Below are 25977 nucleotides of genomic sequence, written 5' to 3' on the forward strand. Positions count from 1 at the left end.
GTTCGGTCTACCGACGGCGGCGCAGGCCGCGCAGGGTGCGGACGGCGACCAGCAGCTCGGCCAGCTCGTGCCGGTCGCCACCGGCCAGCTCGGCCAGCTGGGTGGCCGCGCGCTGCTGGGTGACGTCCCAGGCCTCGACCCACCGCTCGACCAGCGCGGCGGCGTCCTCGGCCCGGTCCTCGGCCCGCAGGCCCAGCACGTCGGCGGTCAGCGTCGCCTGCTCGCTGGCCAGGTCGTCGCGCAGGCTGGCCCGGGCCATCGACGGCCAGCGGCGGTCCCGGGGCAGCCCGGTCACCAGCTCGCGCAGCGGCACCAGCCCAAGCCGCTCGGCCAGGCACTGGGACACCTGGGTGGCCAGCGCGATCGGCGCCCCGGTGTCCTCGGCGACGACCGCCAGGTCCAGCGCGGTGGGCAGCAGCGGCGCGGCGGCGACCTCGGCGGCCAGCTCCGGGGGCACCCCGGCCGCCCGCAGCTCGGCCGCCCGCTCGGCGTAGGCCTCGGCGTCCGCACCCAGCAGCCAGCCCGGCAGCCCCGCGCAGACCTCGGCCACGGGCTCGGCGAACCGGTCGACCACCGCAGCCAGCGACGCCGCCGGCTCCGCGGTCAGCTCCGGCACGCGCAGCAGCCAGCGGGCCGCCCGCTCGGCCAGCCGGGTGGCCTCGGTGCGCAGCTGCACCTGGGTCGCCGCCGGCACCCGGTTGTCCAGCTCGCGGGGGGCGTCCCACAGCCGGTCGACGCCGAACACCGCCCGGGCCACGGTGTGCGCGCGCACCACCGCCGACACCGGCGCCCCGGTCTCCTCGGCCAGCCGGAACAGGCCGGTCACCCCGGCGGTGTTGACCGTCCGGTTGCTCAGTGCGGTGGCCACGATCTCCCGGCGCAGCGGGTGGCTGGAGATCGCCGCGGGGAACCGGCGGCGCAGCGGAGCCGGGAAGTAGCCGGTCAGCAGCTCGTCCAGCGCGGGGTCGTCGGGCAGCCCGCTGTCCAGGACCGCGTCGCCGGCCTCGATCTTGGCGTAGGCGAGCAGCACGCTGAGCTCGGGGTTGGTCAGCGCCTGCCCGTCCCGGCGCCGCTCCACGATCGCCCGGTCGTCGGGCAGCGCCTCCACGGCCCGGTCCAGCCGCCCGGACCGCTCCAGGGCGCGCAGGTACCGCTGGTGGGCGTCGAGCAGGCCCCGCGCGGCCGCGGACTCCCCGGCCAGCGCGGCGTTCTGCGCGTAGTTGTCGCCCAGCACGTCGGCGGCGACCTCGTCGGTCATCTCGCCCAGCAGCCGCGCCCGGCCGGTCGCGTCCAGCCGGCCCTCGTCCACCACCCGGTTCAGCGCGATCTTGATGTTCACCTCGTGGTCGGAGGTGTCCACGCCGGCGGAGTTGTCGATGGCGTCGGTGTTCACCCGGCCACCGGCCAGCGCGTACTCGATCCGCCCGCGCTGGGTGAGGCCGAGGTTGCCGCCCTCGCCGACCACCCGCGCCCGCAGCTGCCCGCCGTCGACCCGCACCGCGTCGTTGGCCTTGTCCCCGACGTCCAGGGCGCTCTCCGACGCCGCCTTCACGTAGGTGCCGATCCCGCCGTTGAACAGCAGGTCGACCGGGGCCAGCAGCACCGCGCGCACCAGCTCCGCGGGGCTGAGCGCGTCGACGTCGGCGGCCAGCCCGAGGGCAGCCCGCATCGGCTCGGACACCGGCACCGACTTCGCCGTCCGCGGCCAGACCCCGCCACCGGCGCTGATCAGCGACCGGTCGTAGTCGGCCCACGACGAGCGCGGCAGCGCGAACAGCCGGCGGCGCTCGGCGAAGGAGGCAGCGGCGTCCGGGGTGGGGTCGACGAAGACGTGCCGGTGGTCGAAGGCCGCGACCAGCTGCAGGTGCTCCGACAGCAGCATCCCGTTGCCGAAGACGTCACCGGACATGTCGCCGATCCCGACGACGGTGACCTCCTGGCTCTGCACGTCCACGCCCAGCTCCCGGAAGTGCCGGGTGACCGACTCCCAGGCGCCGCGGGCGGTGATGCCCATCGCCTTGTGGTCGTAGCCGACCGAGCCCCCGGAGGCGAAGGCGTCCCCGAGCCAGAAGCCGCGCTCGATCGCCACCGCGTTGGCCAGGTCGGAGAAGGTCGCCGTCCCCTTGTCGGCGGCGACCACCAGGTAGGTGTCGTCGCCGTCGTGCCGCACCACCCGCTCCGGCGGGACGACGGTGCCCTCGACCAGGTTGTCGGTGAGCGCCAGCAGCGCGCCAATGAACAGCTCGTAGCAGGCCTTGCCCTCGGCGAGCACCTCGTCGCGGGAGGCCCCCTCTCCCGGCCCGCGCAGGACGACGAACCCGCCCTTGGCACCGGTCGGCACGATCACCGTGTTCTTCACCGTCTGCGCCTTGACCAGGCCGAGCACCTCGGTGCGCAGGTCCTCCCGCCGGTCGCTCCAACGCAGCCCACCGCGGGCGACCGCGCCGAAGCGCAGGTGCACGCCCATCACCCGCGGCGAGCTCACCCACACCTCGCGTGCCGGGCGCGGCTCGGGCAGGTCCGGGACGGCGTGCGGGTCGAGCTTCAGCGCCAGCGGGGCGCCGCCGGTGAACACCCCGGCGGTGTAGGCGGTGGTGCGCAGCGTGGCCCGCACCGCGGCCAGCAGCGAGGTGAGCACCCGGTCGGCGTCCAGCGACTCCACCGACCCGATCGCCTCGGTCAGCGACTCGACCAGCGCCGTCGTCCGGGCCTCGCGGCCGGCGGAGCGGTCGGGGTGGAACCGGGTCTCGAACAGCGCGACCAGCCGGGCCACGATCCCCGGGTGCGCGGCGAGCGTCTCCTGCACGTAGCCCTCGCCGAAGGGCAGCCCGCCCTGGCGCAGCCACTGCACGTAGGCCCGCAGCACCGCGACCTGCCGCCAGGTGAGGCCGGCCAGCAGCACCAGGGAGTTCAGCGCGTCGTCCTCGGCCCGGCCGGCCCAGACCGCGGTGATCGCGTCGGTGAACCGCTCGGGCAGCGTGCCGGGGAAGGGCACCTCACCGGTCGGGGAGGCCAGCCCGAAGTCGTAGACCCAGGCCATCGGCGCGCCGATCCGGTCGATCTCGTAGGGCCGCTCGTCCAGGACGTCGACGCCCATGTGCTGCAGCACCGGCAGCACGTCGGACAGCAGCAGCCGCTCGCCGACCCGGTAGACGGTCAGCCGCCGCTCGCCGTCCGGGCCCTCGTGCGCCCACAGCCGCAGGTCCAGCCCGCCGGGGACCAGCCGGTCCAGCCGGGCGAGGTCCTCCACGGCCACCTGGGCCGGGAAGTCCTCCTGGTAGGCCGCCGGGAAGGCGTCGGCGACCCGGGCCAGCAGCCGGGGCGCCTCGTCGCCGTGCCGATCGGCGAGGGCGGCGGCCAGGTCGTCGGTCCAGCTCCGGGCCGCGGCGGCCAGCGCCGCCTCCAGCGCGGCGACGTCGACCTCGGGCAGCGCGGCAGTGCCCCGGCGGCTGACCGGCATCCGGACGACGAAGTGCAGCCGGGTCAGCACCGACTCGCTGGACCGGACGGTGAACTCGACGTTCGTGCCGCCCAGGGTCTCCAGCAGCAGCCGCTGCATGGTCAGCCGCACCTGGGTCGTGTACCGGTCGCGGGGCAGGTAGACCAGCGCGGAGAAGAAGCGGTCGAAGGGGTCCCGGCGCAGGAACAGCCGGGTCTGCCGGCGTTCGCGCAGGTGCAGCACGGCCAGCGCCACCGGCAGCAGCTCGTCCACGTCGACCTGGAGCAGCTCGTCCCGCGGGTAGGTCTCCAGGACGTCGAGCAGCTCCTTGCCGGAGTGGCTGTCGGCGGGCACCCCGGAGCGGGCCAGCACCGCCTCGGCGATCCGCCGGACCAGCGGCACGTCCCGGACGCTGCTGGTGTAGGCCTCGTTCGGGAACAGCCCGACCAGCAGGTGCTGCCGGCCCCGGCTGCCGGGGGTGTCGCTGGGCAGGTCGACGACCACCAGGTCCAGCCAGGCCGGGCGCTGCACGGTGGACCGCGTGTCGCCCTTGGTCACCCGCACCCGGCGGGCGGCCACCGCACCCGGCACGGCCAGCGCCGCCGGGGCGACCGACGTCGCGCGGTCCGCTGCGCTGCGCAGCACACCGAGCTCCGAGCCGGCCACCACGTCGGTCGCGGGCTGGGCGGCGTCGCCGACCAGCTCCACCGTGCGGGCACCGAGGAACAGGAAGTTGCCCGCCGCCAGCCACCGCAGCAGCGCTGCGGCCTCGGCCGGGTCGTCGGCCGGGTGCCCGGCGGGGTCGCCGTCCGGCGCGAGCCGCTCGAGGGAGTCGGCGACCTCGCGGGCGCGCTGGGCGAGCGCACCGGCGTCCTCGTGGCTGCAGCGGACGTCGGCCAGCACCCGCTCCAGGCCGGTCAGCAGGTCGGCGGCGGACTCCTCGTCGACGTGCCCGGACAGGACGACGGCCATCCAGGACTCGGCCAGCGCGTCAGCGCCGCAGGATGCGGCGTCCGCGCTGTCGCAGAAGGCGATCAGCTCACCCTCGGCGTCCCGGCGCACCACGACCACCGGGTGGACGACGTGGTCGAGCGCCACGCCCTGGCGGACCACCTCGGCGGTGACCGAGTCGACCAGGTAGGGCATGTCGTCGACCACGCAGCGCAGCACGGCGCGGCCGGTGGCGGTGCGGTGCACGTCGACGACCGGAGTGCCGGGGGCCCGCCGGGCGGCGAGCCGCACGTGCTGCAGCGCCAGCGCGGCCAGGGCGGCGGGGTCGTGGCCGATGACCTCGGCCGCCGGCTCGCCGGCGTAGTAGCGGTGCATCAGCGCCGCGGTGTCAGCCGGCTGCATGCCGGCCGGCAGCGCCTGCTCGCCGCCGAGCTGCGCGCGAGCCACCCGGCCGGCCTCGTCGAGCAGCCGGCGCTTCTCGTCCTGCGCCGCCTCCAGCGAGGCCATGTCGGCGGTCCCGGAGGTCAGGTCCACGGTGCCGGAGGTCAGGTCCACGGTGCCGTGGTCGGGCTCGGCAGCGGTGGACGGATCGGGGGACGCACCGGGGCCAGCCATGCTCACCGACGCTAGTGGCCGGTCAGGTCCCCCGCACGCACATCCGTGATCTGCCCGGCCGGTGCCGCGACGCGGTTCAGCCGGCGCGCACCTTCAGCGGCAGCACGAGCTCGGCGATCCAGCTGAACAGCGCGATCAGGAAGCCGCCGAAGACCGCGGCCAGGAACCCCTCGACGCTGAACCGGTCGGAGATCGCCGCGGTGAGGCCGAGCATCGCCGCGTTGATCACCAGCAGGAACAGGCCGAGGGTGAGGATCACGAAGGGCAGCGCGAGCAACCGGACGATCGGCCCGACGATGGAGTTGACCAGCGCGAACAGCAGCGCCACCCAGAGGTAGGTGCCGGTCTCGCCGAAGAAGCCGGTCGGGTTGCCGATCACCTCGATGCCGTCGACCAGGCGTGTGACGGCGTAGATGATCGCCGCCAGCACGACGACGCGGACGGCGAACTTCCCGATCGTGGCCACGGCGGGGAGGCTAGCGCCACGCCGTCCGGAGCCGGACATCTGGCGCCGTCTACCGCTGTCTCGCGTCGTTGCTAGACGGACGTCGGAGACGGAGAGCGCGCGATCCGGTTGGGAACAATCGGACGATTCCGGCGTTGATCCGGGTGCCGGTCCGGACGGACCCCGGGCTCCACCCCTCGTCGCCCCGTGCGACCACTCGCCGAGAGGCGCCTGCTGGACCGGCCATCGCGCGCCCCGTCGGGACTCGGCTCCCGGCGGGGCGCTGCGTTCCACTGCCAGACTCACCCCGTGGGCGGCGATCCGGAACCGGCGTCCTACCGCCGGACCGCAGGCCGGCTGCCCCCGCGCGCGCTGCGGCGGGCCCTCCTGCTGCTGGCCGTGCTGCTGGCCGGCATCGCCGTCGCCCTGCTGGTCGACCTCCCCGAGGTGGCCACGTTGCGCCGCTGGCTCGCCGACGCCGGACCGGTCGGCTGGGCCGCACTGCTGGCCGGGCTCGCGCTGGCCACCCTCGCCCCCGTGCCGCGCACCGCGCTGTCGGTGCTGGCCGGGGTGCTCGCCGGCTTCTGGGGCGGCCTGGCGCTCGCGGTCCCCAGCGGTGTGCTCGGTGCGGCGGCCGGGTTCACGCTCGCCCGCCTGCTCGGCCGGGAGACGGTCACCCGCCTGGCCGGGCCACGGTTGGCCCGCGCCGACGCACTGCTCGCCGAGCGGGGCTTCCTCGCCGTGCTGATCGGCCGGCTCACGCCGGTCGTACCGTTCACCCTGGTCAGCTACGCCGGCGGCCTGTCCGGCATGCGGCTGTGCGACCACCTGGCCGGCACTGCGCTCGGACTGCTCCCCGGCACCGTGCTGCACGTGACCATCGGCGCCACCGTCGGCGACGGTCAGCCGTCGTGGTTGCTCGGACTGCTGCCGCTGACCGTCGCCGTGCTCGTGCTGGCGACCTTCGGCCTGCGCCGGCGCCGGGCGGGCACAGCCGGCGCATCGCCCGACTGAGCGTCGCTCGTTCGAACGCGTGTTCGAATACCGCGCTACGGTCGACGCCGTCGCGGGAGAACGGCCGATCAGGGGTCGACGGGGCTCTGTCGTCGTATGTCCGTGTCTAGCTGTGGCCCTAGAGTGCCGGAGACGGACATCGAGACGATCGACCATGCCGTCGTCTATGCGTGTCTACCCCCTGGGCAAGACGACCCCATAGGCTGCTCGACATGGACCCCGTGCGGAACCCGTACGCCCCCGGCGCCGGCCAGCGACCGCCCGAGCTGGCCGGCCGGGACGTCGAGCTGTCGGCGTTCGACGTCGTCCTGGAGCGGATCGCCCGCGGCCGGCCGGAACGCTCACTGGTGCTCACCGGGCTGCGCGGGGTGGGGAAGACCGTGCTGCTCAACCAGCTCCGCTCCGCGGCGATCAGCCGCGGCTGGGGGACGGGCAAGATCGAGGCCCGCCCCGACCAGTCGCTGCGCCGCCCGCTGTCCGCCGCGCTGCACATGGCGCTGCGCGAGCTGCGGCACCCCGACCAGGAGTCCACCGACGCCGTCCTCGGCACGCTCAAGGCCTTCGCCCAGCGCCAGGCGCCCGCGGACGCGAAGGTGCGCGACCGCTGGCAGCCCGGCATCGACGTCCCCGCCGCCACCGGCCGGGCCGACTCCGGGGACATGGAGATCGACCTGGTGGAGCTGCTGTCCGACGTCGCCGGGATCGCCGCCGACGTCGGCAAGGGCGTGGCGCTGTTCATCGACGAGATGCAGGACGTGCAGGCCGACGACGTCTCGGCCATCTGCGCCGCCTGCCACGAGCTGTCCCAGCAGGGGTCGCCGCTGATCGTCGTCGGCGCCGGGCTCCCCCACCTGCCCGCGGTGCTCAGCGCGTCCAAGAGCTACTCCGAACGGCTCTTCCGCTACCTGCGGATCGACCGGCTCGACCGCGCCGCCGCCGACCGGGCGCTGCTCGCCCCGGCCGAGCGCGAGGACGTCGCCTTCGACCCCGACGCGCTCGACGCCCTCTACGCCGCCGCCGACGGGTACCCCTACTTCGTCCAGGCCTACGGCAAGGTCACCTGGGACGTCGCCGCCTCCTCCCCCATCACCGCCGCCGACGTCGCCATGGCCGCCCCCGCCGCCGAGGCCGAGCTCGCGGTCGGCTTCTTCGGCTCGCGCTACGACCGGGCGACCCCCGCCGAGCGCGAGTACATGCATGCGATGGCCGAGCTGGGTGGTCCCACCGGTGCCGCCGTCGGCACCTCCGACGTCGCGGTCTCGCTGGGCCGCAAGCCCGCCTCGCTCTCCCCCGCCCGGGACTCGCTGATCAAGAAGGGCCTGGTCTACTCCGCCGAGCGCGGGCAGATCGCCTTCACCGTGCCGCACTTCGGCCGCTACCTGCTCAGCCACGCCACCGACTGAGGGAGGACCGGCCGAGCACGGTTCCACGTGCAACGTCGGCGCCGGGGCGGCAGGGTGATCGACGTGAGCACCCCTGCCGACGTCCGCTCCCCCGAGGAGATCACCGTCCCGGTCGAGGGCGGTGAGCTGGCCGCGCTGTACTGGGCCGCCGACGCCCCCGGCGCCCCGCTGGTCGTCCTGGTGCACGGCATCACCGGCAACGCCGCCGTCTGGGCCCCGGTCGCCGCCGCCCTGGCCGGTGAGTGCGAGGTGGTCGCCCCCGACCTGCGGGGCCGGGCCGGCAGCGCGGGGCTAGCCGGCCCCTACGGCCTGTCGCAGCACGCGGCCGACCTGGCCAGCCTGCTCGACCGGTTCGGTGCCGACGCCGCAGCCGGCGCCGACGCCACCGTGCTGGTCGGGCACTCGATGGGCGGCTTCGTCACCGCGCTGGCCACCAGCGGCATCGCCCGGGAACTGGTGCACGGGCTGGTGCTGGTCGACGGCGGGCTGCCCTTCGCCGTCCCGCCGGCCGCGGACACCGACGACATGCTGGCGGCCTTCCTCGGGTCGTCGCTGGCCCGGCTGGACGAGACCTTCCCCGACCTGGACGCCGTCCGGCGGTACTGGGCCGAGCACCCCGCCGTCGGCCCGTGGACAGACCGGCCCGAGGTCGCCGGCTTCCTGACCCGCGACCTCACCGGCAGCGAGCCGGAGCTGCACAGCGCCGTGGTGCACGAGGCCGTCCGGGTGGACGGCGCCGACATGCTGCGCAACCAGACGGTGCTGGAGGCCACCACCGACCTGCCCGTCCCGGCCACCCTGCTGTGGGCCACCCGCGGGATGCAGGGTCAGGTGCCCGGCCTCTACGACGAGGTGCGGCTGGACGGGATGGGGCTGACCGGCGCGCACGTCACCGCCCGCGAGGTGCCCGACACCGACCACTGGTCGATCCTCTGGTCCGAGCAGGGCGTCGCCGCGATCACCGCGGCAGTGCGGGAGGCCGCGGCCCGGGACCGCTGATCCCGGGCGTCAGACCCGGACGGCGGCCACCCCGGCCGTCGCCCGGGTGTCCCCCGCGGGCCGGCTCGGCTCCCGGTGGGCGCGGACGGCGAGCAGGGCGACGTCGTCCTCGGCGCCCTCGTCCAGCAGCGCGGCCAGCAGGCCGTCGCAGAGCACGTCCAGCGGCTGCCCCGCCAGCTCGGCGACGGCGGCCCGCAGCCGGGCGCGCCCCTCGTCCAGGTCGCCGGTGCGCCGCTCGAAGAGCCCGTCGGTGAACAGCAGCAGCGTGCTCTCCGGGGGCAGCAGCGCCATTCCGTCGGCCCGCTCCCCCATCCAGCCCATCCCCAGCGGCGGGCCGACCGGGGCCTCCAGGTCGGCCACCGTGCCGTCGGCGAGCAGCAGCAGCGGCACCGGGTGGCCGGCCGTCGCCCAGCGCAGCCGCCGCAGCCCGGCGGCGTGGTCGACGTCGTGCTGCTCGACCCGGGCGACCAGCGCGGTGGCCAGCGTGGTGACGTCCAGCCCGGCGACCGCCCGGTCGACCCGGCGCACGACCTCCGCCGGCTCGTCCTGCCGGTCGTAGGCGATCGCCCGGACCAGCGTCTTCAGCTGCGCCATGGCGGCCGCGGCCTCCAGGTCGTGGCCCATCACGTCACCGATCACCAGCACCGTGGCGCCGTCGGGCTGCTGGAAGGCGTCGTACCAGTCGCCGCCGATGGCGACGTCCTGCGCGGCGGGCCGGTAGCGGACGGCGAGCTCCAGGTGGTCCGGCTGCACCGGGGCCGAGAGCAGGCTGCGCTGCAGCCGCTCGGCGACCCGGCTCTGCGCGGTGGCCAGCCGGGCGTTGTCCAGGGCCAGCGCGGCCCGCCGGGAGGCGATCTCGGCGGTGCGCAGCTCGGCGTCGGTGAACGCCCCACGCCCGGGGCCGGTGACGAGGGTCAGCGCGCCGAACAGCTCGCCGCGGGCGACCAGCGGGAAGGTGGCGACGGCCGCGGGGGCCAGCGGCGCCAGGGCCACCCGCGCAGCCGGGGTCGTCATCGCCTCGACCTGCTCGGGCTGCAGGTCCTGGATGACCACCGACCGGCCCTCGCGCAGCGCGGTGGGCACCGGGGCGGTCGAGGAGTTCGTGCGGGCGCGCAGGTCGGCGTAGTGGTGCATCGCCTCGACCATCGCCGGGTCGCGGTGCGCCCGGCCGACGTCCCGGCGGCGGCCGTCCTCGACCACGCTCACCAGGCACCAGTCGGCCAGCTGGGGGACGACGAGCTCGGCGAAGCGCTGCACCGCCTCGTCGATGTCCAGGGTGGCGGTCATCGCCTGGCTGATGTCGCCGAGCAGCATCAGGTGCCGGCCGGCCAGCTCGGCGGCGGCCGCGGACTCCGCGGCCCGCGCGGCCTCCTCCTCACGGGCGGCGACGGCCTCCTCGCGCTCGCGCTCGACCCGGCGGCGGGCGGTCACGTCGTCGTAGGTGACCACCACGCCGGCCTCGGTGCGGAAGGCGTCGACCTGGAACCAGGTGCGCAGCGGCGCGAACCAGGCCTCGAAGCTCGCCGGCTCCCCCGTCGCCGCCACCTGCCGGTAGTGCTGCTCGAACGGGCCGCCGACCGCCTCCGGGAAGACCTCCCAGACCACCCGGCCGGTGAGTGCGTCCACGGTCTGCCCGAGCAGCGCTGCGCCGGCGGGGTTGATGTAGCCGAACCGCCAGTCGCGGTCGAGGACGAACAGCGGCCGGGCCATGCCCTCCACGGCGAGCATCAGGAGGTCGGCCCGCGCCGCCCCACCCACCGTGGTCATGGGCTCACTGTGCCTCATGACGCGCGCCGCGCCCCACCGTCCGGGCCTGGCTGGGCGCGGCGCGTCCCTCTGCTGGGTGACCCCCCGGCGCCGGTCAGCGAGCCGCCGGCAGCTCGGCCGGAGCCTGCGGGGCGCCGCCGTGGTCGGTGCCGTGCCCGTCGTCCACCATCGTCGCCTCGTCGAACGGCCGCTCCCCGGACAGCACGGCGTCCAGCTGTTCGCGGTCCAGCTCCTTGGTCCACGTGGCGACCAGGACGGCGGCGATCGAGTTGCCGGCGAAGTTGGTCAGCGCGCGGGCCTCGGACATGAACCGGTCGATGCCGACGATCAGCCCGACCCCCTCCAGCAGCTCCGGCCGGTGCGAGGAGAGCCCACCGGCCAGCGTCGCCAGGCCCGCGCCGGTCACCCCGGCCGCGCCCTTCGAGGCCACGATCATGAACACCAGCAGGCCGATCTGCTCACCCAGCGACAGCGGGTCGCCGAGGGCCTCGGCGATGAACAGCGAGGCCATCGTCAGGTAGATCGCCGTGCCGTCCAGGTTGAACGAGTAGCCGGTCGGCACCACGATGCCGGCCACCGGCTTGGAGACGCCGACGTGCTCCATCTTGGCGATCAGCCGGGGCAGCGCCGTCTCCGAGGAGGAGGTGGAGACGATCAGCAGGAACTCCCGGCCGAGGTACCGGAAGAGCTTGAAGACGCTCACCTTGGCGACCACCCGCAGCAGCGTGCCCAGGACGCCGAAGACGAAGAGCACGCAGGTGGCGTAGAAGCCGAGCATCAGGATCGCCAGGCTCTTCAGCGCGTCGACGCCGGTGGCCCCGACGACGGCGGCGATGGCGCCGAACGCGCCGACCGGCGCCACCCACATGATCATCGACAGCACCCGGAACACCAGCCGCTGGAAGTGGCCGATCCCGCGCAGCACCGGCTCACCGGCCGGCCCCATCGCCTGGATGGCGAAGCCGACGAGCAGCGCGACCAGCAGCGCCTGCAGCACCGAGCCGTCGGTCAGCGCGGAGACCAGGGTCTCCGGGATCAGGCCGAGGATGAAGTCGGTGGTGCCGCCCGCGCCCTCCGCCTCGCCGGCGTACTCCGCGCCGCGGTCGCGCAGCTCCTCGGTGATCTGCAGCCCGTCGCCGGGGTGCAGCAGGTTGCCCACCACCAGCCCGATGGCCAGGGCGAAGGTGGACATCACGATGAAGTAGCCCAGCGCCAGGCCACCGACCCGGCCGACCTTGGCCGCCTGCCGGATGGAGCCGATGCCCAGCACGATCGTGCAGAAGATGACCGGGGCGATCAGCATCCTGATCAGCGCGACGAAGGCGTCGCCCAGCCACTTGAGGCCGACGGCGAAGTCGGGGAAGACCAGCCCGACCAGGATGCCCAGGGCCACCGCGGCGATGACGGCGAGGTAGAGCCAGTGGGTGCGGTCGCGGTGGCGGCTCGGGGTGCCGGTGTCCGCTCCCTGGTCGACGGGCGTGCTGCCGGTGGCCATGACTGCTCCTGTGGAGTCGGCGGCCGGGGCTCCTGGCCTCGGATCAGGTCGCCCGGAGGGGGCGACCTGAGCACCCTGACCCGCAGCGTGACGGCGGTCACGCATGTGTTCATAGCGTTCACGGCCGGGGCTCCTGGCGGTGGACACTCGGCCAGTGCACCCGCCCGCTCCCGCCGGCCGCCGGCCGGGCCGCGGCAGCCTGGCCCGCCAGCTGCTGCTCCTGCAGGCGTGCCTGGTGACGGTCGTGGTGCTGGTCGCCAGCGGGGTGGCCTACAGCTCCGCCCGGACGGCGGTGCGGGAGGCCGCCGAGTCCGAGGTGCTCGGCATCGTGGAGAGCCTGGCCAACTCGCCCTTCGTGCTCACCGCCGTCACCGGGCCCGACCCCACCGGCCTGCTGGAGCCCTACGTCGAGCGGATCCGGGCCGACACCGGGACGTCGTTCATCACCGTGCTGGCCCCCGACCGCACCCGGTACACCCACCCCGACGTCGCCCAGATCGGCCGCCCGTTCCTCGGCACGATCGGCCCGGCGTTGGCCGGGCGCACCTTCACCGAGACCTACACCGGCACTCTGGGGCCCTCGGTGCGCGCCACCGGGCCGGTGCTGGACGAGCGGGGCGAGGTGGTCGCCCTGGTCTCTGCCGGCATCACCGTCTCGGCGATCGGCGATGACCTCCGGAGCGCCCTGCCCGGCATCGCCTGGACGGCGCTGGCGACACTGGCCGTCGGCGGGATGGGCAGCTGGGCGATCAGCCGGCGGCTGCGCCGGCAGACCCACGGCCTGGGCGCGGCCCCGCTGGCCCGGATGCTGGAGTACTACGACGCGGTGCTGCACGCCGTCCGGGAGGGCCTGCTGCTGGTCGACGGCCGGTGCCGGGTGCAGCTGGTCAACGACGAGGCCCGCCGGCTGCTCGACCTCGCCGGCGACCCGACCGGCCGGCACGTCACGGAGCTGGGCCTGCCCGCCGAGCTCACCGCACTGCTCACCGGGCAGCAGCTGACCGTGGACGCCGTCCAGGTGACCCGGTCCCGGGTGCTGGTGGTCAACCAGGCGCCGGCGCGGCAGGCGGGGCGGCCGGTCGGCGCCGTGGTCACCCTGCGCGACCACACCGACCTGCAGGCGCTGACCGGCGAGCTGGACAGCGTCCGCGCGTTCGCCTCCTCGCTGCGCGCGCAGTCCCACGAGGCGGCCAACCGGCTGCACACCACCATCTCCCTGGTCGAGCTGGGCCGCACCGAGGAGGCGATCGAGTTCGCCACCACCGAGCTCGCCGTCGCCCAGCGGCTGACCGACGAAGTGGTCGCCGCGGTCGAGGAGCCGGTGCTGGCCGCCCTGCTGCTGGGCAAGGCGGCCGCGGCGCACGAACGCGGGGTGGCGCTGGTGGTCGACCCCGACTCGACGGTGGGCAGCACCGGCCTGCCCGGCGGCGACCTGGTCACCGTCGTGGGCAACCTGCTGGACAACGCGGTCGACGCCGCCCTGGACGGCCCCCCGCCGCACGAGGTGCACCTGCTGCTGCGGGCGCACGGCGCGGTGCTGGAGGTCCGGGTCGAGGACACCGGGCCGGGGCTGACGCAGGAGCAGGCCCGGCACGTGTTCGACCAGGGCTGGACGACGAAGGCGGCCCTCCCGGGGGCGCCGGCCGGCCTGGGGCGCGGCCTCGGCCTGGCCCTGGTGGCCCAGACCGTGCGCCGGCACGGCGGCACGATCGAGGTGCGGCCCGGCCCGGGCGCGGAGTTCACCGTCACCGTGCCACTGCCCGCGCCGGCGGGGCTGCGGTGAGCGGCGACCCGCCGGTCCGGGTGCTGGTGGTCGAGGACGAGCCGATCGCCGCCGAGGCGCACCGGCTCTACGTCGACCGCACGCCCGGGTTCACCGCGGTGGGCGTGGCCGGCACCGGCGCGCTCGCCCGGGAGGCGCTCACCCGCCGTCCGGTGGACCTGGTGCTGCTGGACATGAACCTGCCCGACGCCCACGGCACCGACGTCGTCCGCTGGCTGCGGGCCACCGGCCGGGACGTCGACGTGCTGGCCGTCACCTCCGCGCGGGAGCTGGCCACCGTCCGCGCCGCGGTCTCCGCCGGGGTGGTCGGCTACCTGCTCAAGCCGTTCACCTACCCGGCGCTGCGCGACCGGCTGACCGCCTACGCCGACTACCGGGCCCGGCTGGCCGGTCACGGCGACCTGACCGGCCAGGACGACGTCGACCGGGCGCTGGACGCGGTGCGCGCCCCCCGCCCGGCGGTGCTGCCCAAGGGCATGTCCCGGGAGACGCTGGAGGCCGTGGTGGCGGCGCTGCGGGGCGCCGACGGGGCAGCCCCCGACGGGCTGTCCGCGGCCAGGACCGGCGAGCTGATCGGCGCCTCCCGGATCACCGCGCGGCGCTACCTGGAGCACCTCGCCGACGCCGGGCTGGTGGCCCGCAGCCCCCGGTACGGCACGGCCGGGCGCCCGGAGGTCGGCTACCGCTGGCGGTGACCGGCCCCAACACGACGAGACCGGAGGAGCCGGCCCGGTGGTCGGGCCTGCTCCCCCGGTCCCGGGGTCGTGCGGTGCTCGAGGTCAGTGCGCCATCACGATGGACAGGTTGCCCGAGCCGTAACCGGCGACGTCGAGCTTGAGGTCGATCCGGTTGAACGCCGCGGCGAGCCCGGCGATGTCCCCCGGGATCGACTCCCCCGGCGCGTGCAGCTTGTACAGCTTCGAGTGGTTGACACCCTCGCCGTTGAACATCGACGCGGCGATGTTCACCACCTCGTAGAGCGCCTCGAGGTGCATCGGGTAGAGCTCGCCCTCGTCGATCGCGTCCTCGAGGCCGCCCTTGGGGAGCAGCGCGAGGGCGCCGGCCAGCCAGGCGCCCAGCCGCAGGTCGACCAGGCACAGGGCCGTGGTGGCCATGGACGGGTCGACGTAGACGGCGACGGCCGGCTTGCCGTTGAGCGAGACCGGGTCACCGGGGGAGACCACGACCTCCTTGCCGAAGAGGCCCTCGAGCATGTCGCGGACGTCCTTGGCGGTGGGCAGCGTCGCCGGCTGCAGGGCGGCGGTCATGCGATCACCCCGTCGAGGGCGTCCTTGAACGTGTCCTCGTTGAACGGCTTGGCGATGAGGAAGAGCGCGCCGGCGTTGGCCGCCTTCTCCCGCATCTCCGGGGAGCCCTCGGAGGTCACGAACCCGAAGGGCACCTGCGAGCCGGAGGCGCGCAGCGCCTGCAGGCACTCGATGCCGCTCATGTTCGGCATGTTCCAGTCGGAGAGGACCAGGTCGGGGGACTCGGAGCCGACCTTCTCGAGGCACTGGGCCCCGTCCTCGGCCTCGACGATGTCGTGGTCGTCGTACCCCGCCTGGCGCAGGGTGCGGATGACGATCTGCCGCATGACACGGCTGTCGTCGGTCACCAGGATCTTCACTGCGGCACCTCAGTTCCGCTCGGGTGCGGGGCGGTGCCCTGCACGGTGATGGTCAGGTAGTTGCCTCGCCACTGACCGACGAGGGCACGGACGTCGTCCAGCCGCCCACGGGCGGGCGCTGGACCGATCTGGGGGAGGCCGAGCCGGGACTCACCCGGCAGGACGCTCTTGACGTTGCCGCCGAGCACGTTGGCCAGCTCGCCGAGGGCGTCGGCGACGTCCTCGTCGTCCACCACGGTGGGCGGGCGGGTCATCAGCACCGACTCGGTCAGCGCCTCGGCCGTGGCCGGCGCGCAGGTCACCACGACGGAGCCGGTCCAGGGGCCGATGATGTCGACCCAGGCGCTGACGAGCTCCGCCGGCGGCGGCACCGGCACCGGCACGAACGCCTCGCCGTCGCCGACCAGCGACGGCCAGACCTCGTCGCAGATGCTCTGCACGGTCGCGGCGTCCAGCAGCTCGGTGATCGGCTGGGTCTGGGACAGGGTCATGCGGACACCCCCTCGGGGAGAAGGCCGAGGAGCGCCAGCTTGTCGCGGAGCGCGTCGGCGGTGAACGGCTTGATCAGGTACTCGTGGGCACCGGCGGCCAGCGCCTTGACGATCTGGCCGGTCTCGCTCTCCGTGGTGACCATCATCAGCGTCACCTGGCGGAACTCGGGGTTGGCGCGGACGGCCATGACGAACTGCAGGCCGTCCATCACCGGCATGTTCCAGTCGATGCAGCACAGGTCGGGGACCCAGGACTCGGCCTTGCCCTCCTGCAGCACGTCGAGGGCCTGCTGACCGTCCCCGGCCTCACGCACCTCGAATCCGAAGTCCTTGAGGATCGTGCCGACGATGCGCCGCATGGCGCGAGAGTCGTCGATCACCAGAGCTCGCACGGTCAGGCTCCCTTCTTGGGCCGGTAGGCGGAGCCACGGCCGAGGACGACCCGCTCCCAGTTGTCGTCCACGCCGAGAGTGGTCTCGGCAGCCCCCAGGAACAGCCACCCGTCGGGTCGCATGATCTGGCGGACGCGGTTCAAGATGCCCTGCTTGGTGGGCAGGTCGAAGTAGATGAGCACGTTGCGCAGGTAGACCACGTCGAACGGCCCCAGGCGGGGCAGCGGTGCGGCCAGGTTGCACTCGGAGGCGGTGACCATCCGGCGCAGCGCCGGCGCGATCTCCCACTCGTTGCCGGCCCGGGTGAAGTGCCGCACCAGCATCGAGGCCGGCAGGCCGCGGTTGACCTCGAGCTGGCTGAACCGGCCGGCGCGGGTCCGCTCCACCATCTCGCGGGAGAGGTCGGTGGCGGTGATCGACACGCGGGTGGTGGCGTTGGGCAGCGCGTCGGACAGCAGCATCGCGATCGTGTACGCCTCCTGCCCGCTGGAGCAGGCGGCCGACCAGATCTGCAGCCGCTCGTCGGGACGACGGGCGGCCACCAGCTGCGGCATGACGGTGCTGGTCAGGGCGGTGAACGGGTCGCCGTCCCGGAACCAGGACGTCTCGTTCGTGGTCAGCGCCTCGACGATGCGCCGGGTCACGGCGGGGTCGGGGCGGTTGCGGACGGACTCGACGAGCTCGCTGACCCCGGACAGGCCACGCTGCTGGGCCATCGGCAGGAGGCGGGCCTCGACCAGGTACTCCTTGCCGGGCTGCAGGACGATCGCGCTCTCTCGGTGCACCAGCTGGCGCACCCAGTCGAAGCTCGTGGCGGTGAGTGTCATCGGAGGCCTCCCATCGGGGCTGCGGCGCGGGCCGCGGCGAAGCTCGCCGCGGGGCGGGGGGTGGGCAGGAGCCGGGTGATCGCCTCGGCGACCCGCCCGAGGGGCAGGACCTCGTCGGCGAACCCGGCCTGGGTGACGGCGCCGGGCATGCCCCAGACGACCGAGGTGGCCTGGTCCTGGGCGACGACGGTGCCGCCGGCCTCGCGGATCTGACCGGCGCCGATGCGCCCGTCGGACCCCATGCCGGTGAGGACGACGCCGAGGACCGCACCGTCGTAGGCGGCCACCGCGGAGCGGAAGAGCACGTCGACGGCCGGGCGGCAGAAGTTCTCCGGAGGGGCCTGGTTGAGCGCCGTGCGCTTGCTGGCGCCACTGGTGCCCACGGTCAGGTGGAAGTCGCCGGGGGCGATGTGCACGGTGCCCGGCGCCAGGGGGGTGCCGTCGACGGCCTCGACCACGGTGAGCGCGCACAGCCGGTCCAGCCGCTGGGCGAACTGCCGGGTGAACACCGGAGGCATGTGCTGCACCAGCAGCACCGGGACCGGCAGCGAGGCCGGCAGCAGCGGCAGCACCTTGGTCAGCGCCTCGGGGCCGCCGGTGGAGGAGCCGATCACCAGGACGGCGGGCTGCTTGGGCGCGCGGCTGCGGGCAGCCGGGGGCCGGACGGCGACCGGCGCGGCGGCCGCGGGGGCCGCGGCCGGGCCACTGGTCATCGGCCGGCCGGTGAGGGCCTTGATCTTGGGGACGAGCTGCTGGCGCACGCTCTCCATCGACTGGGCCACGCTGCCGACGTTGGCCGGCTTGGTGACGTAGTCGTTGGCGCCGGCGGACAGCGCGTCCAGGGTGGCGGAGGCGCCCCGCTCGGTCAGCGTGCTGAACATGATGATCGGCACCCGGGACCGCGTGGCGCGGATGGCCCGGACCGCCTCGATGCCGTTCATGTCCGGCATCTCGATGTCCATCGTGACCAGGTCGGGCTTGAGCTGCTCGAGCTTGCTCACCGCGAGCCGGCCGTTCGGGGCCGTGCCGACGACCTGGATCATCGGGTCCTCGGACAGCACGTCCGTCACGATCTTGCGGACGACGACCGAGTCGTCGACGACCATCACCTTGATCTGTTCCACGCGTTCCCCCGCAGCCGATGGTCCGGCCGGTGGGCCGCTCCAGACCTGTATCGGCATCAGCCGCCGGGGCTTGAGCGGATTCGGGCGTGTACTACGGATCGGTGCGCGACTCACCCCGCGAGGGGGAGGGACCTCCCGGTCACCATGGTCCAGGGGCCGCCGAGCACGGTCAGCGACTCCTCGTCCAGCAGGTCGGCCATCGCCAGCCCCTGCACGCAGCCGGCCAGCGCGTTCCACACGCCCTCGGCGCCGTCCCGGGCGGTGAACCCGGCGTCGAGGAAGGCCGAGACCGACAGCAGCTGGGCGGCGGCGAGGGTGCGGGTGCGGCCGGAGACGTGCGCGGCCCAGGCCGCGCCGTGCATGGCGGCAGCCCAGGGGCGTCGCTGGGCCCGGCTCGCGTCGACGGCCAGCCGCCAGCGGCGGCGGCCGGCCTCGTCGAGGGAACGGAGCTCGCCGAGCAGCTCGGCCAGGCCGGGGCCCATCGGGCCGAGGTCGGGCCGGGGGCCGTGCTCCCAGGCGGTGGCGGTCGAGTAGGGGGAGGTGAGCTCCTGCCGGACGGCGGGGTCCAGGGCGTCGGCGGCCCACCAGCCGGTCGCGGCGTCGGCCAGGACGTCGGCAGCGAGGCTCGCGACGGCCGGGTCGAGGTCGGCGACGACGCCGTGCTCGGGGCCCAGCACGTCGTCGCGGACCAGCCGCTCGAGGGCCGGGGTGTTGCCGATGGTGCCGCGCTCGAGGAGGGCGACCAGCCGGGCGGACCGGCTGTCCTCGTCGCCGCCCGGGTCGGTCATGTCCCGCAGCTGCGGGACGCCGGAGGCGGCGAGCTCGTGCGCCCGGCGGGCCCGCACGGCCAGCCCGGCGCGCTCGGCGTCCGGGCGGCCGGCGGCGGGGTGCGCCCCGGCCAGGCGGTGCAGGGTGTGGGCGTCGGCGCCGAGGCCGGTCACCAGCACGTCGGCGACCTGCCCGCCGGCGGGCAGTCGGACGAGGTCGAAGCCGAGCGTCGCAGCGCTGACCAGGGAGTAGGGCACGTCGCCTCCAGGGAAGTGGTCAGGCCATCGTGCGGCGGCCCCGGTGCACGACGCGACACGGAGGTCACCCGCTCGCAGGACAGCGAGCAGGCGACCTCCGCGCGTTCGCGTCGCACCGTCAGTGCCCGGTGACCGTGTGTCGAAACCCGTTCCCCGATCGGGTCCCTGGGGCACGCGTCAGAAGGTGAAGCGGGCCACGCTCCCCCGCAGGTCGTCGGCCATCCGGGACAGCTCGTCCACCGCCTGCCGGGTCTGCCCCAGCGAGTGGGTCGTGGACGACGCCGCCGCCGAGACCCCGGTGATGTTCGTGGCGATCTCCGTCGACCCGCCGGCGGCCTCCTGGACCGAGCGCGACATCTCGTTGGTGGTCGCGGTCTGCTCCTCCACCGCGGAGGCGATGGTCAGCTGGAAGTCGTTGATCGAGCCGATCACCGTGGAGATGCCGCCGATCGCGTCGATCGCCTTCGCCGTGTCGCCCTGGATCGCCTCCACCCGCCGCGCGATGTCCTCGGTCGCCCGGGCCGTCTCCTGCGCCAGCTCCTTGACCTCGTTCGCGACGACGGCGAAGCCCTTGCCGGCCTCACCCGCCCGCGCCGCCTCGATCGTGGCGTTCAGCGCCAGCAGGTTCGTCTGCTCCGCGATGCTCGTGATCGTCTTCACCACCGCACCGATCTCCTTCGAGCTGGCCCCCAGCTCGGTGATCGTCCGGGTGGTCGCCTCCGCCTCGGACACCGCCTGGGCCGCCACCCGCGCCGCCTCGTTCGCGTTCTGGCTGATCTCCCGGATCGAGGCACCCATCTCCTCGGCGCCGGCCGCCACCGTCGCCACGTTGCGGGACACCTCCTCCGCCGCCGCCGACACCACACCCGACTGCGCCGACGTCTCCTCCGCCGAGGTGGAGATCCGGGCCGAGGACGCCGACAGCTCCCGGGACGAGGCGGACACCGCGTCGGCCGAGGAGACCACCGAGGCCATGACCGACCGCAGCTCGGCCATCGCGCCGTCCAGCGCCGCCGCCGTCCGGCCCACCTCGTCACCGGTGGTGACGTCCGCCCGGCGGGTCAGGTCCCCGGCGGCGAGCCCCTCGGCGGTGTGCTGCACCCGGCGCAGCGAGCCGGTGATCCGGCGGGCCACCAGGACGCCGAAGCCCAGGGCCACGGCGGCGCCGGCCGCGATGACCGCCACCAGCAGCCAGCGGGTGTCGCCGTAGGAGTCCCGCGCCTCGGCCGCACTGGCCGCGGCCGCCTCCTGCCGCAGCACCGACAGCTGGTCCAGGTCGGCGATGATCGACTCGGCGATCGGGGCGACGACCGTGTCGCGCATCTGCGACCAGGCGGCCAGGTCGCCGGAGTCGGCGAGCTCGTCCAGCGGCGGCATCGCCGCCTTGTACCGGTTCAGCTCGCCCAGCGCGTGGTCGATCAGCGCCCGGCTCTCCGCCTGCGGCTGGGTGGCCAGGTAGTGCGACGCGGCCAGGGCCAGGCCCTCGTAGGCGGCCTGCCGGTCGCCCATGTACGTCTGCTTGGCGGCCGAGTCGGTGGCCACGGCGTAGTTCACCGAGGACAGCCGCAGCGCGTACAGCTGCCCGCGCACCTCCGCGACGTCCACGGTGCCGACGAGCTCGTCCTGGTACATGCCCTCGGTCCGGTCGGCCGACCGGCCCAGCGTGTGCAGCCCGACCAGGCCGACGCCGACGGCGACGAGCACCGCCACGCTCACCGCCGCGACGATCTTGGCCATGATCCCGCGGTCGCGGAGCCGGGCGAGGACGGACGGTGCGCTCACGGTGATGCCTCCAGGCTGGGACGGGTGTGACCGGTGGTGCGATCCAGATCATCGGAGAGCGGAAGAGTCGTCGATCGCCATTCTCGTGCGTGTCGCGGAAATGGCGGGCAGATCGCGCGACGACCATTTCGCGGAGCACATTTGTCGACAGGGGCGACGCCACACGCCGAACACGACGCGGCCGCCGCCCCCGGGGAGGGGACGACGGCCGCGTCGAGTCGCCGGCGTGGGCCTGTCAGAAGGAGAAGCGCGCGACGCTCCCCCGCAGGTCGCTGGCCATCCGGGACAGCTCGTCCACGGCCTGCCGGGTCTGCCCCAGCGCCTGGGTGGTCGAGGACGCCGCCGCCGACACCCCGGTGATGTTGGTGGCGATCTCGGTGGACCCGCCGGCGGCCTCCTGCACCGACCGGGACATCTCGTTGGTCGTGGCGGTCTGCTCCTCCACCGCGGAGGCGATGGTCAGCTGGAAGTCGTTGATCGAGCCGATGATCTCCGAGATCCGGCCGATCGCCGACACCGCACCACCGGTGTCACCCTGGATGGCCTCGACCCGGCGGGCGATGTCCTCGGTGGCCCGGGCGGTCTCCTGGGCCAGCTCCTTGACCTCGTTCGCGACCACCGCGAAGCCCTTGCCCGCCTCACCGGCCCGCGCCGCCTCGATCGTGGCGTTCAGCGCCAGCAGGTTGGTCTGCTCCGCGATGCTCGTGATGGTCTTGACCACGGCCCCGATCTCCTGCGACGAGACGCCGAGCTTGGTGATGGTCTGCGTGGTCGTCTCGGCCTCGGTCACCGCCTGGGCGGCGACCCGGGCGGCCTCGTTGGCGTTCTGGCTGATCTCCCGGATGGAGGCACCCATCTCCTCCGCGCCGGCGGCCACGGTCGCGACGTTGCGGGACACCTCGCTCGCAGCGTTGGACACGACGCCGGACTGCGCCGAGGTCTCCTCCGCCGAGGCCGAGATCTGCGCGGAGGACGCCGACAGCTCCTCCGAGGCCGCGGCGACCGCGTCGGAGGAGGCGACCACCGAGGCCATCACCGACCGCAGGTTCTCGACCGCGGCGTCCAGCGCCTGGCCCATCTGGCCCATCTCGTCGCGGGTGGTGAGCCCGCTGCTGCGGGTCAGGTCGCCCTCCGCCAGCCCCTGGACGACGTCGCGCACCCGGCCGGTGGCGCGGGCGATCGCCGAGGCGACGAAGAAGCCGAGACCCAGGGCGAGCGCGACGCCGCCGACGATCAACAGGATCGAGGTGGTGCGCTGGGACTCGTAGTCCGCCCGGATCGTCCCGGCGGCCGCCAGCGCCTCCTCGGCCTCGATGTCGCGCAGCGCCTTGATGTCGGCGGTGGCCTGCTCGACGATGGGCCCCGACTGGCTGGCGTTCGTGCTGATCCAGCCCTGGAAGTCCTGGTTCTGCGCCAGCGGCACGAGCACGTCCTGCTGCAGCGACACGTACTCGCCCATCGACACCTCGATCTCGTCGAGGACGGCGAGCTTGTCCGGGTTCGCCGTCCCCTCCCGGTAGGTCGCCAGCGCGGCGGCGAAGTCGGCGGCGAGGGTGTCGACGTTCGTCACCGCGGCTGCGGTGTCGGCCGCGAGGATGGTGTCGCGGATGTTGACCCGCATGTCCCCCACGATGCCGTCCATGTCCGCCGCCGCGGCGACGCCCAGCAGGTTGTCCTGGTACAGGGCCCCGGCCGCATCTGCCGCGTTGCCGAGGGCGGCCAGCCCGGTCACGCCGATGCCGGCCGCCACGACGCCGGCGACACCGACGGTGGCCAGCACCTTGGTCCGGACACTGCGGTCTCCCCACCAGGAAGCGGGACGGGCCAGCGAGTTTCGGGACATGGTCTTCTCCTGAGGGAGTGGAGCAGCAGAGGGGGATGAACGGGAGAACGGGCCGACCGGCCGCTCTCCACCCGAACCAGCAACTGCGGGAATGGGCGTTACCGGAACCATGGTGTCGGATGCGAGAACGCTCCGTGTCGTTGTGCAGGACGTGTCGTGCACAACCGGGGAAATGGCACGACGACCGGTTCAGGACGTCTGCTTGTCGACATCGAGAGGACCACTCACCGAGGTTCGATGAATGGTCGCGGAACGGCGACGGCCGCCTCACCCCGGATCGACGGGAGAGACGGCCGGACCGTCGGACGGGCAGACCCGCCGGAGTTCACCAGGTGAAGGTGGCCACGCTGCGGCGCAGGTCGCTGGCCATCCGGGACAGCTCGTCCACGGCCTGCCGGGTCTGCCCCAGCGACTGCGTCGTCGAGGACGCCGCCGCCGACACCCCGGTGATGTTGGTGGCGATCTCCGTCGATCCGCCGGCGGCCTCCTGCACCGACCGGGACATCTCGTTCGTGGTGGCGGTCTGCTCCTCCACCGCACTGGCGATGGTCAGCTGGAAGTCGTTGATCGAGCCGATGATCTCCGAGATCCGGCCGATCGCCCCGGCGGAAAGGCGTCGAGGAACTGTGGGAATGGTCCGGGAACGGCCACGGCCGCCACCTCGCCCGGGGAAGGGGGCGGGGCAGCGGCCGGGGGTCGGGGGGTGCTGCGTGTCCGGTGGCCCCGTGCCCCGCCGGTGGCGGGGCACGGGGTCAGCTCAGTAGCTGAAGCGGGACACCGAGGTGCGCAGGTCGCTGGCCATCCGGGACAGCTCGTCGACCGCCTGCCGGGTCTGCCCGAGCGCCTGGGTGGTCGAGGAGGCCGCGGTCGAGACACCGGTGATGTTGGTGGCGATCTCGGTGGACCCGCCGGCGGCCTCCTGGACCGACCGGGACATCTCGTTGGTCGTGGCGGTCTGCTCCTCCACCGCGGAGGCGATGGTCAGCTGGAAGTCGTTGATCGAGCCGATGATCTCCGAGATCCGGCCGATCGCCGACACCGCGCCACCGGTGTCACCCTGGATGGCCTCGACCCGTCGGGCGATGTCCTCGGTGGCCCGGGCGGTCTCCTGGGCCAGCTCCTTGACCTCGTTGGCGACGACGGCGAAGCCCTTGCCCGCCTCACCGGCCCGGGCCGCCTCGATCGTGGCGTTGAGCGCCAGCAGGTTGGTCTGCTCGGCGATCGAGGTGATGGCCTTGACGACCGCGCCGATCTCCTGGGACGACGTCCCCAGCTTCTGGATGGTCTCGGTGGTGGTCTGCGCCTCGCCGACGGCCTGGGCCGCGACCCGGGTGGCCTCGTTGACGCTCTGGCTGATCTCCCGGATGGCCGAGCTCATCTCGTCGGCGCCGGCCGCGACCGTGGCCACGTTGCGGGACACCTCGTCGGCGGCGGCCGAGACCACACCGGACTGCGCGGAGGTCTCCTCGGCCGAGGCCGAGATCTGCGCCGAGGACGCCGACAGCTGCTCGGAGGCGGCGGCGACCGCGTCGGAGGAGGCGACGACGGAGGCCATCACCGAGCGGAGGTTCTCCTGCGCCTCGGCCAGCGACAGCGCCATCTGGCCGATCTCGTCCCGGTCGCGGACCTCGGGGGCGACGGTGAGGTCACCGTCGGCCATGGCCTGGACCGAGGCCTGCACCGAGCGCACGGTGGCGAGGATGCGGCGGACGACCAGGAAGGCCAGGAGGGCGGCGACGACGATCGCGGTCAGCGACACGGTGAGGAGCAGGGTGACGGTGCTGCTGGCCTCCTCGGCGGCGGCCTCGTTGCGGTCGGCGGCCAGCTCGGACTGGGCGATGCCCTCCTCCTCCAGGCCGTCGGCGATGTCGTCGAAGAAGGGCTGCAGGGTGTTGCGGACGAGCTGGCTGTAGCCGGCGATGTCACCGGTCGCGCCCAGCGGGAAGGCGGTGCTGGTCAGCGTCTGCAGCAGACCGGCCCGCGCGTCCAGGTACTTGTCCATGGCGGCCTGGTTGACGATGAAGGGCTCGTACTCCGCCAGACCCGCCTCCACGTCGGCCTGCTTCTCCTCCATCTGACCGATCAGCTCCTGCTGACGGGCGGTGTCGGAGAAGGCGTACTCGAGCACCCGGGCGCGGTGGGCGGCGGTGGCGCGCTGGACGGCGGAGAGCGAGTTCAGCGGCTTGAGGTTCTCCGTGTAGATGGCCTGCTCGGCCGCGCGCATGTCGTCGATGCGGGTGATGGCCAGCGCGTTCGTGCCGAGGACGACGACGGCGAGCAGGGTGATGACCGCACCGATCTTGACGCCGATCGGTCGGTCGGCGAACCACCCGAGCCGCCGGGAGGGGGAAGCGACACTGCTCATTCTGGGTCTCCTGTGGGGGGTGCGGAGCGGGCGGGACGGGTGGCCCGGTCCGCGGCTCGAGTGGTGAGCGGGTTGGGCCCCGGGGCGCGGCCCCGGGTGGTGCTGCCCCGCTGCCGTGGTGGCAGCGGGGCCGGTGTTCACGTGCCGACGGCGCGGTTGACGTCGAGGGCGAGCAGCAGCTGGCCGGAGAGCTTGTAGGCCCCGCGGATCAGCTCACGGGCAGCGCCGTCCAGGGTGTCCGGCGGGGCCTCGAAGTCGCGGACGTCGACGTCGACGACGTCGGCGATGCTGTCGACCAGCAGGCTGACCGCCTCGCCGTGCAGCCGGACGACGATGACGACGGGCTGCTCGGCCTCCGGGCGGGCCGGCCGGCCGAGCCGCTCGCGCAGCTCGATGGCGGTGACGACCTGGCCGCGGAGGTTGATCAGCCCGGCGACGGCCGGCGGGGCCAGCGGCACCCGGGTGATGCTCTGGCTGCGCAGCACCTCCTGGACGTGCTCGACCTCCACGCCGTAGAGGTCGCCGTCCAGCCAGAAGGTGGCCAGCTGGCTGGTGGCCGGCACGGTCCGGGCCTCGGTGGCGGTGCTCAT

General features: G+C 74.2%; 21 protein-coding genes. 5 read left to right on the plus strand and 16 right to left on the minus strand.

The genetic code is table 11. The features are described 5' to 3' along the window. Positions 1-7: 7 nt before the first annotated feature. Both Q1A09_RS08280 and Q1A09_RS08285 read right to left on the minus strand, forming a co-directional pair. A complete protein-coding gene (locus tag Q1A09_RS08280) occupies positions 8-5005 on the minus strand; it encodes an NAD-glutamate dehydrogenase (RefSeq protein WP_299953473.1) in 4998 nt (1665 codons plus the stop codon). A 76-nt stretch (positions 5006-5081) separates the two neighbouring features. Beyond that, positions 5082-5471 (minus strand): phage holin family protein, encoded by a 390-nt coding sequence (locus tag Q1A09_RS08285; RefSeq protein WP_299953475.1) that lies wholly within the window; start codon positions 5469-5471, stop codon positions 5082-5084. Between the two features lie 288 nt (positions 5472-5759). Between Q1A09_RS08285 and Q1A09_RS08290 the strand changes: the two genes are divergently transcribed. The 3 genes from Q1A09_RS08290 (at position 5760) to Q1A09_RS08300 (ending at position 8866) form a co-directional block, all read left to right on the plus strand. Beyond that, positions 5760-6464, plus strand: a complete 705-nt coding sequence (locus Q1A09_RS08290; protein WP_299953476.1) for a TVP38/TMEM64 family protein — start codon at positions 5760-5762, stop codon at positions 6462-6464. A 212-nt stretch (positions 6465-6676) separates the two neighbouring features. Continuing rightward, positions 6677-7867: an ATP-binding protein gene (locus Q1A09_RS08295; RefSeq protein WP_299953477.1), complete on the plus strand. Its 1191-nt coding sequence runs from the start codon at positions 6677-6679 to the stop codon at positions 7865-7867. Positions 7868-7930: 63 nt separating this feature from the next. After that, the gene (locus Q1A09_RS08300) at positions 7931-8866 is read left to right on the plus strand and encodes an alpha/beta fold hydrolase (RefSeq protein ID WP_299953478.1); all 936 of its coding nucleotides are present in this window, start codon (positions 7931-7933) and stop codon (positions 8864-8866) included. A 9-nt stretch (positions 8867-8875) separates the two neighbouring features. Here Q1A09_RS08300 and Q1A09_RS08305 read toward each other — a convergent pair whose 3' ends face one another. Both Q1A09_RS08305 and Q1A09_RS08310 read right to left on the minus strand, forming a co-directional pair. After that, entirely contained in the window at positions 8876-10633 is a 1758-nt protein-coding gene (locus Q1A09_RS08305; RefSeq protein WP_299953479.1) for a SpoIIE family protein phosphatase, read from the minus strand. A gap of 94 nt (positions 10634-10727) precedes the next feature. After that, positions 10728-12128: a cation:dicarboxylate symporter family transporter gene (locus tag Q1A09_RS08310; protein WP_299953480.1), complete on the minus strand. Its 1401-nt coding sequence runs from the start codon at positions 12126-12128 to the stop codon at positions 10728-10730. 154 nt (positions 12129-12282) lie between these two features. Here Q1A09_RS08310 and Q1A09_RS08315 point away from each other — a divergent pair, with 154 nt between their 5' ends. Both Q1A09_RS08315 and Q1A09_RS08320 read left to right on the plus strand, forming a co-directional pair. Further along, entirely contained in the window at positions 12283-13911 is a 1629-nt protein-coding gene (locus Q1A09_RS08315) for a sensor histidine kinase (protein ID WP_299953481.1), read from the plus strand. Next, a complete protein-coding gene (locus Q1A09_RS08320; RefSeq protein WP_299953482.1) occupies positions 13908-14606 on the plus strand; it encodes a response regulator in 699 nt (232 codons plus the stop codon). The genes Q1A09_RS08315 and Q1A09_RS08320 overlap by 4 nt, the downstream gene beginning before the upstream one ends. Before the next feature lie 84 nt (positions 14607-14690). On the opposite strand, the gene Q1A09_RS08325 is transcribed toward Q1A09_RS08320, so the two are convergent. The 12 genes from Q1A09_RS08325 to Q1A09_RS08380 form a co-directional block, all read right to left on the minus strand. After that, positions 14691-15179: a hypothetical protein gene (locus Q1A09_RS08325; RefSeq protein WP_299953484.1), complete on the minus strand. Its 489-nt coding sequence runs from the start codon at positions 15177-15179 to the stop codon at positions 14691-14693. Further along, positions 15176-15538: a response regulator gene (locus Q1A09_RS08330; RefSeq protein ID WP_299953486.1), complete on the minus strand. Its 363-nt coding sequence runs from the start codon at positions 15536-15538 to the stop codon at positions 15176-15178. Before Q1A09_RS08330 ends, Q1A09_RS08325 begins: the two co-directional genes overlap by 4 nt. Next, positions 15535-16029, minus strand: coding sequence for a chemotaxis protein CheX (locus Q1A09_RS08335; protein WP_299953487.1), 495 nt, complete (start codon positions 16027-16029; stop codon positions 15535-15537). The genes Q1A09_RS08330 and Q1A09_RS08335 overlap by 4 nt, the downstream gene beginning before the upstream one ends. Continuing rightward, positions 16026-16421 carry a response regulator gene (locus tag Q1A09_RS08340; RefSeq protein WP_299953489.1) on the minus strand — a complete coding sequence of 132 codons (396 nt, stop codon included), beginning with the start codon at positions 16419-16421 and terminating at the stop codon, positions 16026-16028. Before Q1A09_RS08340 ends, Q1A09_RS08335 begins: the two co-directional genes overlap by 4 nt. Positions 16422-16423: 2 nt before the next feature. Then, complete coding sequence (locus tag Q1A09_RS08345; RefSeq protein WP_299953491.1) at positions 16424-17248, minus strand: protein-glutamate O-methyltransferase CheR; 825 nt, start codon at positions 17246-17248, stop codon at positions 16424-16426. Further along, positions 17245-18372, minus strand: a complete 1128-nt coding sequence (locus tag Q1A09_RS08350; RefSeq protein WP_299953492.1) for a chemotaxis response regulator protein-glutamate methylesterase — start codon at positions 18370-18372, stop codon at positions 17245-17247. The genes Q1A09_RS08345 and Q1A09_RS08350 overlap by 4 nt, the downstream gene beginning before the upstream one ends. 110 nt (positions 18373-18482) lie before the next feature. After that, on the minus strand, positions 18483-19397 hold the full coding sequence (locus Q1A09_RS08355; protein ID WP_299953493.1) for a hypothetical protein: 915 nt from the start codon (positions 19395-19397) through the stop codon (positions 18483-18485). A gap of 177 nt (positions 19398-19574) precedes the next feature. Then, on the minus strand, positions 19575-21179 hold the full coding sequence (locus tag Q1A09_RS08360; protein ID WP_366139761.1) for a methyl-accepting chemotaxis protein: 1605 nt from the start codon (positions 21177-21179) through the stop codon (positions 19575-19577). Between the two features lie 235 nt (positions 21180-21414). Then, entirely contained in the window at positions 21415-23022 is a 1608-nt protein-coding gene (locus Q1A09_RS08365; RefSeq protein ID WP_299953495.1) for a methyl-accepting chemotaxis protein, read from the minus strand. A 325-nt stretch (positions 23023-23347) separates the two neighbouring features. Then, the gene (locus Q1A09_RS08370; RefSeq protein ID WP_299953497.1) at positions 23348-23557 is read right to left on the minus strand and encodes a hypothetical protein; all 210 of its coding nucleotides are present in this window, start codon (positions 23555-23557) and stop codon (positions 23348-23350) included. A gap of 222 nt (positions 23558-23779) precedes the next feature. Then, entirely contained in the window at positions 23780-25387 is a 1608-nt protein-coding gene (locus Q1A09_RS08375) for a methyl-accepting chemotaxis protein (protein ID WP_299953498.1), read from the minus strand. A gap of 137 nt (positions 25388-25524) precedes the next feature. Beyond that, positions 25525-25977 carry a chemotaxis protein CheW gene (locus tag Q1A09_RS08380; protein ID WP_299953500.1) on the minus strand — a complete coding sequence of 151 codons (453 nt, stop codon included), beginning with the start codon at positions 25975-25977 and terminating at the stop codon, positions 25525-25527.

The organism is uncultured Modestobacter sp. (assembly GCF_947486615.1).
Taxonomy (GTDB): domain Bacteria; phylum Actinomycetota; class Actinomycetes; order Mycobacteriales; family Geodermatophilaceae; genus Modestobacter.

Excerpts from the sequence above, each read along its gene's own strand:
- Q1A09_RS08305 (WP_299953479.1), bottom strand. The coding sequence starts at position 10,633 with ATGACCACGGTGGGTGGGGCGGCGCGGGCCGACCTCCTGATGCTCGCC.
- Q1A09_RS08310 (WP_299953480.1), bottom strand. The coding sequence starts at position 12,128 with ATGGCCACCGGCAGCACGCCCGTCGACCAGGGAGCGGACACCGGCACC.
- Q1A09_RS08280 (WP_299953473.1), bottom strand. The coding sequence starts at position 5,005 with ATGGCTGGCCCCGGTGCGTCCCCCGATCCGTCCACCGCTGCCGAGCCC.
- Q1A09_RS08325 (WP_299953484.1), bottom strand. The coding sequence starts at position 15,179 with ATGACCGCCGCCCTGCAGCCGGCGACGCTGCCCACCGCCAAGGACGTC.
- Q1A09_RS08365 (WP_299953495.1), bottom strand. The coding sequence starts at position 23,022 with ATGTCCCGAAACTCGCTGGCCCGTCCCGCTTCCTGGTGGGGAGACCGC.
- Q1A09_RS08335 (WP_299953487.1), bottom strand. The coding sequence starts at position 16,029 with ATGACCCTGTCCCAGACCCAGCCGATCACCGAGCTGCTGGACGCCGCG.
- Q1A09_RS08375 (WP_299953498.1), bottom strand. The coding sequence starts at position 25,387 with ATGAGCAGTGTCGCTTCCCCCTCCCGGCGGCTCGGGTGGTTCGCCGAC.
- Q1A09_RS08295 (WP_299953477.1), top strand. The coding sequence starts at position 6,677 with ATGGACCCCGTGCGGAACCCGTACGCCCCCGGCGCCGGCCAGCGACCG.
- Q1A09_RS08345 (WP_299953491.1), bottom strand. The coding sequence starts at position 17,248 with ATGACACTCACCGCCACGAGCTTCGACTGGGTGCGCCAGCTGGTGCAC.
- Q1A09_RS08380 (WP_299953500.1), bottom strand. The coding sequence starts at position 25,977 with ATGAGCACCGCCACCGAGGCCCGGACCGTGCCGGCCACCAGCCAGCTG.